This is a genomic window from Actinacidiphila yanglinensis, assembly GCF_900107965.1.
Lineage (GTDB): Bacteria > Actinomycetota > Actinomycetes > Streptomycetales > Streptomycetaceae > Actinacidiphila > Actinacidiphila yanglinensis.
The window spans coordinates 129,377-142,300 of sequence record NZ_FNVU01000006.1 but is presented as its reverse complement, the minus strand read 5'-3'; the positions used below and the strand labels follow the sequence as shown (position 1 = coordinate 142,300).

The window sequence follows — 12,924 nt, the reverse complement described above, 5'->3', positions numbered from 1 at the left end:
CTGTTCACGCTGCGAGGCCTCTCCCGTTCCGCCGGGGCCGGTGGTCGCGCCGCACGCGTCAGTCGCCGTCACGCACGTGGCCGGCGCCGCGCTCCCGGCGGGCGATCACGTCGATCATGTCGCTGATGGTGCCGACTCCCTCGGCGGACAGGTTGACCGCCCGCAGGGCCACGCTGCGCACCCCCGCGTCGCGCAGGGCGCCGAGCAGCTCCAGTTCCTGGGCGACGGCGGCACCCTGCTCGCCGTCGAAGAAGTAGGTGACCGGGACCTGGAAGAACCGGGCCAGGGCTTCGAGATGGCGCTTGGTCGGGTTGTCCCGCCGCCCGGTCCGCAACTGCCACAGGTAGGTGGCGGAGAAGCTCTCGCCGGTCGCGGCGCGGCATGCCCGGGCGACCTCGTCGTTGCTGTACTGCTCGCGGTCGGGACGGCGGACGACGCGGAACAGCGCGTCGATCCGGTCGGCCAGTGTCGCCCCCTCGGTCTCCGGCTCAGCCATGGTGCACCCGCCTCGCCCTCCCCGCTGCCGCCCATCTGAGCTGCGTACGTGCTCCGGCGGTTCATCATAGCTGCCGGGGCCGCCGGGGGAAGTGGCCCGCGCGGGGCTTCGAACCACCCGCTGCGGGAGGTGTGTTCAGGCGTAAGGGTCGACCGCGTCGTAGGGCACGTACGGCGACGCGAAGACGAAGTCCGGTTCGTGGCCCGGCTCGTGGCCGGCGTGGCGGGCGACCACGAACTGGAAGCCGAGCGGGGCGGCGCCGGTCCCGGTGGCGTCGCGCACCGTCCTGGCAACGGAGTTGCGCAGCATCCGGTAGGCGGGGGTGCCGGTCAGCTCCGCGCCGTGCAGCTTCATGACGGTGATCAGTTCGCTGCAGAGGTCGAACAGGCCCTTCTCCCGCCGCCGGCCGGGGAACCACAGCATCTGCCGCGGGGCGCGCGGGGTGATGGCCGACGCCTCGCGCCAGCCGGACGGGCCGTCGGCGGCGGTCTCGACGCGGTAGAGCACGTGGTAGTCGTGCTGGGCGGGTTCGGGGGCGAAGAACCGCCAGTTGGGTATGACGACGCCGGTCCTGTCGCGGTCCGCGATCCGGTCGAACTCCCGGCGGGGGTGCTGGCTCAGCAGGGTGACCGTGAACCAGGCGGCGAGGCCGCCCAGGGCCAGCACGGTCGCCGCGTCGCGGCCGGACTCCGCTGCCGGGAGCGGGAGTTCACCGCGGCTGAACGGCATGACGGGCCTCCTGTCCGGTCGCGCGCCGGTCCTCGCCCAGTGATCGGGTGAACTCCGCGAGCAGGTGCGCCACTTCGGTGGCCGTGGCGCGCCGGGTGAGTACGCGGTCGCGGTGCGCGTCGAGTTCGTGGGTCCGCGCGTGGGGCGCGATCTCTGCGTACTCCTGCTGCAACGCCCGCTGCTCGTCGGTCAGTCCGTCTCCGCAGACCACCAGGCACACCGGCGCCCCGAGCGGCGCCAGCGGTCCCTCGTCTGCGCCGAACCGCGCCAGCGTGCCGCGCCACTCGCGCAGCGCGGCCGTCCAGGTCGCCGGGTCCCGGTACTGGGCGAGGGCCAGTGCCCGGACGTGGCGGGGGAGTTCACCGAGCCAGTCCGGCGCCTTCAGCAGCGGCCCGAGGCACAGCCGCAGCGACACCGCGGTGTGGGCGAGGGAGTCGGTCACCCGCCGCCCGTCGGGGTCCTCGGCGGACGGGGTGCGGGCCTCCCCGGGGTGCCCGGGCGCGATCAGCGCGACGCCGGCGACCCGGCCGGGCAGCGCCCGGGCGGCCGTGGCGGCGAGATGGCCGCCGAGCGCGTGGCCGACCAGCACGACCGGGCGCTCGCCGGCCACGTGCCGGACGAGGTCGGCCAGGTCGTCGGCGGCGGTGTCGATGGAGGTGTCGATGGAGGCGGCCACGGGGTGGCCGGGAGCCGAACCGGCCCGGCCGCGGCGGCCGGACGGGCGGGTGGCGACGTACCGGCTGCGGCCGATGCCGGCCCGCTGGTAGGTGACCACGGGATGCTGCCGGGACAACTCGGCGACCAGCCACTCCGCCTGCTCCGGTGTGGAGTTGAGGGCGGTCGCCAGGACGACGAGGGGCACGGTGGCGTCGGGCGCCGAGCCGTCGGGCGCCGAGCCGTCCGCGCCGCCGGGCGGCTCGATCCGGCGGTAGGCCAGGGTGCTGCCCGAGGATGTCGTCATCGTCTGCTCGTCGCCGCGCCCGCGCAGCACCGCGGTCCGGTTGCGGACCCTGGCGGCGGCGCCCGCGGCGAGGGCGGTGGCCAGCACCCCGCCGACGACGGCGGGGAAGGCGTCGTGCCGTCGCTCCACCCGGCCGTCCGCCCAGGTCCTGACCTGCGGCCCGGCGATGTAGAGCACCGCCGGGTGCAGGGAGCCGAAGGAGGTCAGGAAGCGGCCCAGGCCCATCACGCCCGCGTTGGCGAGGTGGAAGCCGTCGACCGCGGCGACCATCGGGCGGGCGGCGCGCCCCTTGCCGACCAGGACCAGCGGGAAGGCGCACTCCAGGGCGAGCACGGCGGTGCTCAGGGCGTGCCCGGCGCGCGGGTGCGCGGCCACCAGCCGCCAGGTGTGCGCCTCGCCGTAGGACCGGGTCCGCATCACCCCGGGCAGGGCCCGGCCGCTGCGCCAGGTCGGGCTGGTGACCTTGGTCCAGCCGGACGTCGCGTAGGACAGGACCGACTGGAGCCCGGCGTACCACAGGCAGGCGTCCACCACGGGCGGCCGGTGCTCGGCCGCCCGCGCCACCGCCGCCGTGGTCTGCACGAGGAACCCGACCTGGTCGGAGCCGTCGGTGCCGTAGCGGTTGCGCGGGTAGAGGGCCATCGACGTGGCGGCCAGCACCGTGTCGGCGGCGAGCCGCCCACGGCGGGGCAGCGGCGCGAGCAGGGCCGCCGCGGCCGCCACCCGCACGCCGTGCAGCGCGCGGGTGCCGCGCCGGCCCGACACGAGGTCCAGCGCCCGGCGCGCGGGCGCCGGCCAGCCGGCGTAGTGCCGGCGGCTCACCTGCCAGTCGTTGAGGCCGCCGCGCTCGCGGTCCCGTCCCGAGACGAGGTACTCCAGGCTCGACACGAGATGGGTCGTCGCGCTGATCCGCTCCATGGCCGTCAGCGCGGACGCGCGGCTGATGACCGGTGGGGACACGGCGGTGCGCAGCAGGCTCGGCAGTCTCGCCATGACAGGTCGTCCCTTCCTCGGCTCCGCTGGTCGAACTGGAGTGGATCGCTCTGCGAGCGCAATTCATCTCAGCTGATCGGTGATCGTGGCCCGTCGCCGACCGGGTGTCAAGGCCGCACATCCTGGGCCTGGTTGGCCGGACAGAGACGACAACTGATGTGAATGGCAGGGAAATTATTCTTCACCTCAGTTGACGCCGGGGCCGGCGCGCTGGAGGATCCCGGCGTGCTCGACGCACCCCGTGAGCGGCCGTCCGGCGCTCCCGGGCCGCCCCACCACCACGGAGGACCCATGTCCGATCTGCTCGAACGGGCGAACGCCAACGGCGCTCTCGCCGCGATCCCCCTGCACGCCCCCGAGGTGCAGCTGATGTCCCATCCCGATCTCGCGCCGATCCTGTGCGTGCACCTGGTGACGAGCAGCGTCTGCATCAGCGTCTGCGTGAACACCGGCCAGTGATCCGGCGCCGGGTGGTTCGGGCCGCCGGTACCCCGCACAGGTGCCCGTTCGAGCTGCGGATATACCGGTCCGCAACCGCCCGGCAGCCCGGCATCCGCAGACTCGGGGCGATCCGCACGCTCGGGGCTCCTGGTCCGGGGAGCCGGACGCGCCGGTGAGCCGGAGGCCGTCGCCCCGGCGCCGGTGCCGGCCCCCTGACCGGGGGCGGCGGCGAGAACCGGCACCGGGCGCCGGCCGCAGAAGGGACCAGCCAGGATGCGCCTTGCCGAGATGATGACGCTGCGTCAGACCATCGGCGCCGGGCTCCTGGTGACCCTCACCGAGCGCTGTCCACTGCACTGCGCGCACTGCTCCTCTGCCTCGACCGCGCGCGGCCGGCGGCTCGACGCGGGCGCGCTGTTGCGCTTCCTGGGCACCTTCCGGCCCGAACTGCGGCCCGACGTGATGATGCTCACCGGCGGCGAGCCGCTGACCCGGCCCGGCCTGGTCGTGGCCGCGGCCGAGGCTGCGGGTGCGCGCGGCACCCGGACCGCAGTGCTCTCCGGGGCCTCCTTCGCCCGCGGCGGCGGCCGGTTGCCCGACTCCGTACGCCAAGTGGCCCGCGCGGTCGATCACTTCTCCCTCAGCCTGGACGCCCACCACGAGCGGGAAGTGGCCCGCGAGGACGTCTTCGCCGCGCTGCGGGCCCTGCTGCGGATCGGCGTGGCCACCAGCCTGCACCTGGTCGGCGAGGGCGAGGACGACCCGTATCTGGCGCAGGTGACCGCCCAGGTCCGCGAACGCTTCGGCACCGAGGTACCCATGCTGGTGAGCGCGGTACGCCCGGTGGGCCGGGCGGCGGCATGGGCGCGGCCGCTGCCGGCTCCCGACGCCTCGGTGGCGGCGGGCTGCGGCATGGCGGCCTGGCCGGTGGTCGCCGTGGACGGCGCGGTCACCGCGTGCTGCAACCAGGACGTGGTCGACGGCCGGGCCCGGCCCGCGCACCTGGTACTGGGAGACCTGTCGTCGACGGCGTGGCCCGAGGTGGTGGAAAGGGCGCGGCGCGGTCCGGTGCTGCGCATGGTCCGCACCGTCGGGCCGGTGCACATCGCGGCCCGCGGCGGGGAGCAGCCGTCCTGCGGCGGGGGCGGCTACTGCGACACGTGCCATCGCCTGGACGACCTGACGGGGGCGCGGCGCTGGGCCGAGCGGGCGGGCGCCGGGGCCGCCGGCGAACTGCTGCAGGAGGCGGCGCTGCGGGCGGGCCGCGGGGGCGGCCCCGCCACGCTGCTGCGCCGGCACGGGGCCGGGCGGTACGGCGAGCTGGTCGGCGCGGTCCGCCCGGAGGGCGGGTCAACTCATGGGGCAGGAAAGCCCGTGCGTACGGGGGGCGAGACAACTCCGCCGGAGGATCGATCTGTTCACCCCGGTGGCGAGTCGACCGGAGCGGGAGCCGGACCGGTTCGTCCGGACGGCCCGCACCGTGGCGGCACGGGGGAGGCCGGGGCGTGAGCGCGGCTCCCGGCCGGGCGACCGGCTCCGTGGACGCGGGTACGGCGGCGCCTGATGCGGACGTGGGTACGGCGGCGCGTGCTGCCGAGGCGGATACGGCCTCGCACCCGGGCATCGCGGCACCGGGACACGGCGGCGCGGGACGCGAACTCCGCGCGACGCTCGACCTGGTGGAACCCGCGCTGCGGCGCGGCGCGGCGCGGTTGTGGCGGCCGGCCGGCCTGCGCGGGCGCTACCTGCGCTACCTCGTCGCCATGCACGCCGTCATCCGTGCCTCGGTCCCGCTGATGGTGCTGGCCGCCGCGCAGTGCGAGCGGGCCGGCCCCGGCGACGCGGCGGCGCGCCGCCTGGCCGACGGACTCGCCCGGCACATCGTGCGGGAGCAGCACCACGACGACTGGCTGCTGGCGGACATGGCGGCGGCCGGACTGCCGTACGACCAGGCCCTGTCGGGGGCGGGTTCGCCGGCGGTGGCCCGTCTGGTGGGGCCGCAGTACTACTGGATCCAGCACAGCCATCCGGCCTGCCTGCTCGGTTACATCGCGGTGCTCGAAGGCAACGCGCCCGATCCCCGGCTGGCCGCCCTGCTGGCATCGCGCACCGGCCTGCCGGGCGCGGCGTTCCGCACCCTGCGGCACCACGCCGACGCGGACCCCGGGCACAGCGCCGAGGTCCACGCGCTGCTGGACGGGCTCGGCCTGGACCCGGCGCGGCGGCGCGCGGTGCGGGTGAGCGCGCTGCACACCGTCCGTGCGCTGCTGGACCTGTACGACGGCCTGGCGGACGATCCGGGTCGACCCGGCGCCGATGACACGGACCTCACGGAGGACACCGCGGGACCGGCGCGCGCCGCCGGCCCCCCGCGGGCCCCGCACGCCACCGAACTCACGGGAGGGGAACCGGCATGACCGCCGAACGCACCACGCACCACGAGGACAACCTGCGCGCCCTGCGCGACGCCGGCTTCCCGGTGGACACCTTCACCGCCGACCAGTGCGCGGTCTTCGCCGCCCTGTCCGCGCACGAACTGGAGCTGGTGCTGGACATCAAGGCCCGCCTGGACGCGGTCGAGCCGGAGGTCCAGGCGCACGCGGCCGTCGCGGGAGCGGCGCTGTTCTGAGCGGGGCCGGCGGTATCCGGGCATCGGCGGGCGAACGGGGTGGGCACGGGATGTACGAGCAACGCAAGGTCGTCACCGCGCTGTTCTGCGACCTGGTCGGCTCCACCGAACTGTCCGGGGTGCTGGAGCCGGAGGCCCTGCGGATGGTGGTGCTGCGCTACTTCGACGCGATGCGGGAGCAGGTCGAGGCGTGCGGCGGCACCGTGGAGAAGTTCGTCGGCGACGCCGTGATGGCGGTGTTCGGGGTGCCGGCGGTCCATGAGGACGACGCCCACCGGGCGGCGAGCGCCGCGCTCGGCATGATGGCCGCGCTGGACCGGCTCAACGCCGAGCTGGCGGACGGCCTCGGCTGCCGGCTGGCGGTGCGGATCGGCCTGAACACCGGGGAGGTGGTGGCCGAAGCGGGGGACACCCGGCGGGACACGATGGTCTCGGGCGAGGTGGTCAACGTCGCCGCGCGGCTGGAGCAGCACGCGGCGCCGGGCGGGATCCTGCTCGGCCCGACCACCCGCGCGCTGCTCGGGGCGGCGGCCCGGGTGGAGCCGGTCGGCCCGCTGGAGCTGAAGGGCAAGCGCGAGCCGGTCACCGCCTACCGGCTGCTCGCGCTGCCCGGCCGGCAGCCGCAGCAGGCCCGGCGGTTCGACTCGCCCTTCGTCGGCCGGGAACGGGAGTCGGCCGCGCTGGCCGGGCTGTGGGCGCACGTGTGCCGGGGGGACGGCAGCCGGTCGATCCTGGTCAGCGGGGAGGCGGGGGTCGGCAAGACCCGGCTGCTGCGGCGCCACCTCGCCGCGCTCCCCGCGGGCGCCCTGATCGGGACCGGCAGCTGCCACCCGTACCGGGACGAGGCCAGCCTCGCGCCGCTCGGCGCGGCCGTCCGCGGGCTGCGCGCGCGGGCGGAGCGGGACGGCCTGGCGCCCGATGACGGCCCGGCCGCCCCCGCGTGGCAGGTGCTGCGGGCCGGGCTGCTGTCCGGCGGCACCCCGTACCCGTCGGTGGAGGGCACCCGGTCGGCCCTGGCCACCGCGCTGGCCGACCTCGCCCGCGCGCGTCCCGTGGTGCTGGTGCTGGACGACCTCCAGTGGGCCCGGCCGCTGCTGCACGAGACCCTGGCCGGGCTCACCGCCGCGCTCGCGAGGGAGCGGATGCTGCTGGTGGGCGCGGCACGCGCGGAGACCGGCGGCGCGGTGCCCGCGGGCGCGCCCGTACCCGTACCCGTGCCTCCGGGCCGCACCGCCGGTCCCTCCCGGTCGGAGGTCAAACACCCGCCCGCCGCACGGGAGACGGAGCCGTCCGAGCCGCCGGGGCCGGGGTGGCGCCCGGCCCCGGCCACCGACGGGGAGCGGGCCGCCGCCTCGCCGTACCACCTCGCCCTGCCGCTGGCGCCGCTCTCCCCGGCGGACGCCGGCCGGCTGGCCGCCGCCCTCACGGCCGACCGGCCCGTGGACCCGGCGCGGCGGGCGGCGGTGGTCGAGCGCGCCGAGGGGAACCCGCTCTACCTGGAGCAGTTGCTCGCCATGATCCGTGAGGGGACCGCCACCGGCGCGGGGCCCGGTACCGCGGCCGACCCCGGGGAACTGCCGGCGACGGTCACCGCGGTGCTGACCGCGCGGATCGACGCGCTCGGTGCCGACGAGCGCACCGTGCTGGACGCCTGCGCCGTGCTGGGCCGGCAGTTCGCGGTGGAGGGCATCCGGTCGCTGCTGGACGGCGGGCCGGACGCCGCGGGCACGGCCGGGCCGGGCGCGGTCGCCGCACTGCTGCGTGACGGGCTGCTGGAACGCGTCGCGGGGCCACCGGCGGGCTACCGGTTCCGCAGCGGGCTGGTGCGCGAGGTGGCGTACCAGGCCATCAGCAAGCGGCGCCGCTCCACGTGGCACGAGCGGGTGGCGCGGGACCCGGGCACCCCGGTGGCGGGCGCCGCCCATCACTTCGAGCAGGCCTACCGGCACCGCGGCGGGCTCGGCTTCCGCGACGAGCACACCGAACGCCTGCGCCGGGACGCGGCCCGCGCGCTGACCGATGCCGGGCGGGCCGCGCTGTCCCGGGCGGACCTGCACTGGTCGCAGGAACTGCACACCCGCGCGCTCGACTGCTCCACGGCGGACGACCCGTGGTGGACCACCACCGCGCAGGGGCTGGGCGAGACGCTGCTCGGCCTCGGCCGGCCCGCTGAGGGCGGCGACCTGCTCCAAGAGGTGCTGGCCGCGGCGGAGTCGGCGGGCGACGTGCGGGCCCGCGCGCACGCGCGGCTCCAACTGGCCCTGCTGGGGGCCGACAGCGGGCTGGGCGCGGTCGCGGTGGCGGCCCGCGAGGGGCTGCCCGTCTTCGAGGCGGCGGGCGACCGCCTGGGGCTGGCCCGCGCCCATGTCCGCCTGGGCCAGTGGCAGCAGGTACGCGGCCGGTACCGCGCGGCCGACGCCCTGCTGGACGCCGCTCTCCGGCACGCGGTGGCCGCCGGGGCGGCACCCGAACTGGCCCAGGCGCTGGGGGCCCTCGCGGTCTCGCTGTGGCAGGGACCGGCGCCGGCCGCGGAGGCGGTGGCACGCTGCCGCACCCTGCTGGAGGCGTACGGCGCGGAGCACGCGGCGGCGATGGTCACCGTGACGTACCCGCTGGCCAACCTGCACGCGCTGCGAGGCGACTTCGAGCGGGCCAGGAGCTGCCTGGCGACCGCCGACCGGTTCGCGGCGGGTCTCGGCTACGCGGAGGCCGACGGCTTCGCGCCGCTGTTCCGCGCGGGCGTGGAGGTACTCGCGGGGCGGCGGCAGGAGGCGCACGCGCTGCTGGAGGAGGCTGTCCTGCGCTGCCGCGAGGTCGGGCATCCGGGGCTGCTGGCCGCCGCGTCCCGCGAACTGGCCCGGGTACGGCTCGACCTGGGCCTGCCGCAGGAGCCGGATCCGGCCGGGATCGACGAGGCGTCCTCGCCCGGGGACGTGGCCGATCTGATGGGGGTGCGCGCCCTGGCGGAGGCGGCGGCGGGACGGCACCTAGCCGCCCTGCGGCTGGCCCACCGGGCGGTCACGGCCGCCGCCGGGACCGACTCGCCGCTCACCCGCGCGACCGCGGAACTGGACCTGGCCCGGGTCTGCCGGTCGGCCGGCCGGCCGGACCTGGCCGCAGCGGCGGCCGGCCGCGCGGGGGAGTGGTTCCGGCGCAAGGGGCACGTGGTCGGGGTGCGGACGGCGCGGGCGCTGGCCGGCGCCGCTCCGGCTCCGGTGCGTCCGCCGCTGGAAGGGAAGTTGGAGCTGCGGGAGGCCGAGCGGGAGCGGGAGCGCGGGCCTCAGGAGCGGGGGGAGCCATGGACAGCACGCTGAGCTGGGGGCTGCGCGATCGGCGGCCGGAGGACATCCAGGTCGCCGCGGCGGGGCTGGACCGGGTCACCCCCCAGTGGGCATGGGGCGGATCGACCGGGGCCGGTGCGCGGGTCTGCGTGGTGGACAGCGGGGTCCAGCCCGACCACCCGATGGTGGCGCCGCTGGCGGCCTCGCACGCGGTGGTGCGCGGACCGGACGGCCCGCGGGTGGAGCCGATCGAGGGCGCGGACCTCTTCGGCCACGGCACGGCGTGCGCGGGGATCATCCGCGAGGTGGCACCCGACTGCGAGCTGCACAGCGTGCGGGTGCTGGGCGACGGCGCCAGCGGCACCGCGGACTTCCTGCTCACGGGGCTGGAATGGGCTGTCGAGCAGGGCTTCGACGTGATCAACATGAGCCTGTCGACCACGAAGGCGCAGTGTGCCCAGCGGCTGCACGAGCTGGCCGACGAGGCGTACTTCCGGCGCACGGCCATCGTCGCCTCGGCGCACAACTCGCCCGTGGTCAGCTTCCCTTGGCGGTTCAGTTCGGTGGTGTCGGTGGGCAGCCACCAGGAGGACGACCCGGACCTGCACCTGTACAACCCGCGCCCGCCGGTGGAGTTCTTCGCGAAGGGCCAGGACGTGCGGGTGGCCTGGCGCGACCACAGCGTCACCCGCACCACCGGGAACAGCTTCGCCACCCCGCGGATCGCCGGGCTGTGCGCGCTGATCCTGGCCAAGCATCCGCGGCTGACGGTCTTCGAGTTGAAGACCGTGCTGTATCTGACCGCCGCCAACGTCCGTTCAGGGGAGTGAGGTTCGCCGTGCCGCTCGATACCCCCTCCGGTGAGGAACCGGCACCCGACGGAGCCGTCCGTCTCCTGCTCCAGTCCGTGGTCGATGTCGCGCGGGCCATCTTCGGTGCCGCCGCCGGCTCGGTCTTCCTGCTCGACGACTCCGACGGCGCGCTGGTGTTCCAGGCGGTGTCGGGGGCGGGCGAGGACTTCCTCGTCGGCACCCGGCTGCCGGCCGACCGCGGCATCGCTGGCTGGGTGGCGGCCTCGGGCGAGGCGATGGTCGTCGACGACCTGGCCACCACCCCCGTCTTCGACCGGGAGTTCGCCGCGGCCACCAGCTACGTGCCGCGGACCCTGATGGCGGCGCCGCTGGTCTCGCGGGGCCGGGTGCTCGGCGTGCTGGAGGTGCTGGACCCCTCGCCGCGGGCGCGGGCGGACCTCGCCGACCTCGACCTGCTCACGCTCTTCGCCCACCAGGCGGCGATCGCCCTGCGGGTGGCCGCGGACCACGCCGAGCAGGCGGCCCGCGTGGCCCGCGAGACCCCGGTGGCGGACGAGGAGACGCTGGTCGAGGAGTTCCGCCGCTTCTTGCGGCAGCGGGCGAAGTGAGCCAGGCCCGGCGGGCGGCGTGGCCACCCGGGCGGCGTGGACGGCCCGGGCGGTCCCGGGGCCGCCCGCGGGCGATCCGTCACGGGGGCGGGCCGGCCGCCGCGGTGGTGCGTTCGCGGCCGAAGCGGTACGCGAACGACGACATCCGGTAGGCGGTGCAGTGCGCGCTGACCTCGCCGTCGGGAACGTCCAGCAGGTTGCACTCGACCAGCGACTCCAGGGCGAGCTGCGCGGTGTGCGGGGAGTCGGCGAGGGCGGCGATCACCTGGCCGTGCTCGAAGGGAGGCGAGAGGGTCACCAGTCGGCGGTATGCCTCGCGCTGACGCGGCGTCAGCCCGCGGTGGAAGGTCTCGTAGCGGTCGCGGAGGGCCAGGTCCCCGACGGCCATCTCGTCCAGCAGGCGCGGCGCCCGGCACATCCGGTCGGCGTAGTCGTGCAGCCGTACGTGCCGCAGCACGTTGAGCTTGGCCCCGGCGATCCGCACCGCCAGCGGCGCGCCCTCGCAGCAGCCGACCAGCCGCCGGGCCGACTCCGGGTCGGCCATCACCCGGCCGACACCGATGATGCGGCCCAGCAGTTCGACGCCCTCGGCCTCGTCGAGCGGGGGCAGGTCCACCCGCAGGACGCCCTCGACGCCCGACAGCCTGCTGCGACTGGTCACGATGACCCCGCTGGCCCCGGTGCCCGGCAGCAGGGCGCGGATGACGTCCTCGCCGGCCGCGTCGTCGAGGATGACCAGCAGCCGGCGGGCCGAGACCCAGGCCCGCCACTGCGCGAGCGCCCGCGCGGTGGAGTACGCGCCGCGGGCGGCGGAGGCGGTCAGCCCCACCACGCCCAGCAGGTCGGCCAGCACCTCGTCGAGCGGGCGGGCGCCCAGCTCGACCACCAGGCCGCCGTCGGGGAAACGGTCGGCGAGCACGTGGGCGGAGTGCACCGCCAGCGCGGACTTGCCGGACCCGACCGGACCGGAGACCACCACCACGCCGTGGTCGGCGCCGCCGACCTGCGCGACCAGCCGGTGCACCTCTGCGGCGCGCCCGACGAAGTCGGGGATGTCCCGGGGCAGTTGGTTGCCCACCGGGCGGAAGGCGGGACCGGGCGGCGGGCCGACCGGTTCGCCGCGCAGCAGGCGGGTGTGCAGCCGGGACAGCGTCGAGCCGGGCGGCACCCCCAACTCCCGTGCGAGCGCCTGCCGGACGAAACCGAAGTGGGCCAGTGCCTCGCTGGGCCGGCCGGCCAGTGCCAGGGCCCGCATCCACGCCGCCGCCAGCCGCTCCCGGAGGACGTAGGCGTGGACGTGGTCCTCCAGCCGGGCCAGCACCGGCGCCGGCCGGCCCGCCTCGATCGCCAGCTCCGCCCAGTCCTCCAGCGCGGACAGGTACAACTCCTGCAGCCGGTCGGCGGTGTCCGAGACGGCCGGCGTCCCGGCGAACTCCGCCAGCGGCGGGCCCTGCCACACCCCCAGCGCCCGGTCGAGCAACTCGACAGCGGTGCCGGTGCCGGTGCCGCTGCCAGTGCTGCCTTCGCGTGCCGACTGCCGCCCCGCGCGGGCGAGTTGCTCGAAGCGCAGCAGGTCCGAGGTGGCGGCGTCCAGCCGCAGCCGGTAGCCGCCGGGACTGTGCTCCAGCCGCTCCCCGAACACCTTCCGCAACCGAGAGACGTACGCCTGGAGGTTCTTGCGGGCGGTGCGCGGCGGGCGGCCGCTCCACAGCGCCTCGATCAACTCGTCCGTACGCACCGGGGAGTTGGCGTGGCACATCAGCACCGCCAGCAGTAACCGCTGCTTGGGGCCGCCGAGCACGACGGGTGCACGGCCGGCCAGCACGGTGAGTTCACCGAAGGCGCGACATTCGAGCAGGGGTGCCGGCGGGGTGGGAGTCATCGACCAACCGCTTCCGATGGGGGAGGACGGGCACGATCGGGCAGGCACCATTAATTCATATCAGCTGATGGAGGGCAAGATTCCTCTCACAT

The 12,924-nt window shown here is 76.2% G+C and carries 11 protein-coding genes; 7 read left to right on the top strand and 4 right to left on the bottom strand.

Annotation, left to right across the window (positions count from 1 at the left end; all coding sequences use genetic code 11):
• Positions 1 to 58: 58 nt before the first annotated feature.
• The 3 genes from C4U44_RS15635 to C4U44_RS15625 all read right to left on the bottom strand — a co-directional run bounded on the left by C4U44_RS15635 (position 59) and on the right by C4U44_RS15625 (position 3,179).
• Positions 59 to 496: a helix-turn-helix domain-containing protein gene (locus C4U44_RS15635; protein WP_103886401.1), complete on the bottom strand. Its 438-nt coding sequence runs from the start codon at positions 494 to 496 to the stop codon at positions 59 to 61.
• A 135-nt stretch (positions 497 to 631) separates the two neighbouring features.
• The gene (locus C4U44_RS15630; protein ID WP_103886400.1) at positions 632 to 1,225 is read right to left on the bottom strand and encodes a DUF5819 family protein; all 594 of its coding nucleotides are present in this window, start codon (positions 1,223 to 1,225) and stop codon (positions 632 to 634) included.
• Positions 1,206 to 3,179: an alpha/beta fold hydrolase gene (locus C4U44_RS15625; RefSeq protein WP_103886399.1), complete on the bottom strand. Its 1,974-nt coding sequence runs from the start codon at positions 3,177 to 3,179 to the stop codon at positions 1,206 to 1,208. Before C4U44_RS15625 ends, C4U44_RS15630 begins: the two co-directional genes overlap by 20 nt.
• Positions 3,180 to 3,470: 291 nt before the next feature.
• On the opposite strand from C4U44_RS15625, the gene C4U44_RS41535 reads away from it, so the two are divergent.
• The 7 genes from C4U44_RS41535 to C4U44_RS15595 all read left to right on the top strand — a co-directional run bounded on the left by C4U44_RS41535 (position 3,471) and on the right by C4U44_RS15595 (position 10,950).
• Positions 3,471 to 3,638, top strand: coding sequence for a hypothetical protein (locus C4U44_RS41535; protein ID WP_160145041.1), 168 nt, complete (start codon positions 3,471 to 3,473; stop codon positions 3,636 to 3,638).
• A 255-nt stretch (positions 3,639 to 3,893) separates the two neighbouring features.
• A complete protein-coding gene (locus tag C4U44_RS15620) occupies positions 3,894 to 5,129 on the top strand; it encodes a radical SAM protein (protein WP_103886398.1) in 1,236 nt (411 codons plus the stop codon).
• Complete coding sequence (locus C4U44_RS15615) at positions 5,126 to 6,037, top strand: iron-containing redox enzyme family protein (RefSeq protein ID WP_200823272.1); 912 nt, start codon at positions 5,126 to 5,128, stop codon at positions 6,035 to 6,037. Before C4U44_RS15620 ends, C4U44_RS15615 begins: the two co-directional genes overlap by 4 nt.
• Positions 6,034 to 6,249, top strand: a complete 216-nt coding sequence (locus tag C4U44_RS15610) for an aroma-sacti cluster domain-containing protein (RefSeq protein WP_103886397.1) — start codon at positions 6,034 to 6,036, stop codon at positions 6,247 to 6,249. The genes C4U44_RS15615 and C4U44_RS15610 overlap by 4 nt, the downstream gene beginning before the upstream one ends.
• A gap of 50 nt (positions 6,250 to 6,299) precedes the next feature.
• Positions 6,300 to 9,563 carry an adenylate/guanylate cyclase domain-containing protein gene (locus C4U44_RS43245; protein ID WP_103886396.1) on the top strand — a complete coding sequence of 1,088 codons (3,264 nt, stop codon included), beginning with the start codon at positions 6,300 to 6,302 and terminating at the stop codon, positions 9,561 to 9,563.
• Positions 9,548 to 10,360, top strand: coding sequence for a S8 family peptidase (locus C4U44_RS15600; protein WP_103886395.1), 813 nt, complete (start codon positions 9,548 to 9,550; stop codon positions 10,358 to 10,360). The genes C4U44_RS43245 and C4U44_RS15600 overlap by 16 nt, the downstream gene beginning before the upstream one ends.
• 8 nt (positions 10,361 to 10,368) lie before the next feature.
• Positions 10,369 to 10,950 carry a GAF domain-containing protein gene (locus tag C4U44_RS15595; protein ID WP_103886722.1) on the top strand — a complete coding sequence of 194 codons (582 nt, stop codon included), beginning with the start codon at positions 10,369 to 10,371 and terminating at the stop codon, positions 10,948 to 10,950.
• Positions 10,951 to 11,029: 79 nt separating this feature from the next.
• Here the strand turns inward: C4U44_RS15595 and C4U44_RS15590 are convergent, their stop codons facing one another.
• Positions 11,030 to 12,832: an AfsR/SARP family transcriptional regulator gene (locus C4U44_RS15590; RefSeq protein WP_160145040.1), complete on the bottom strand. Its 1,803-nt coding sequence runs from the start codon at positions 12,830 to 12,832 to the stop codon at positions 11,030 to 11,032.
• Positions 12,833 to 12,924: the final 92 nt, after the last annotated feature.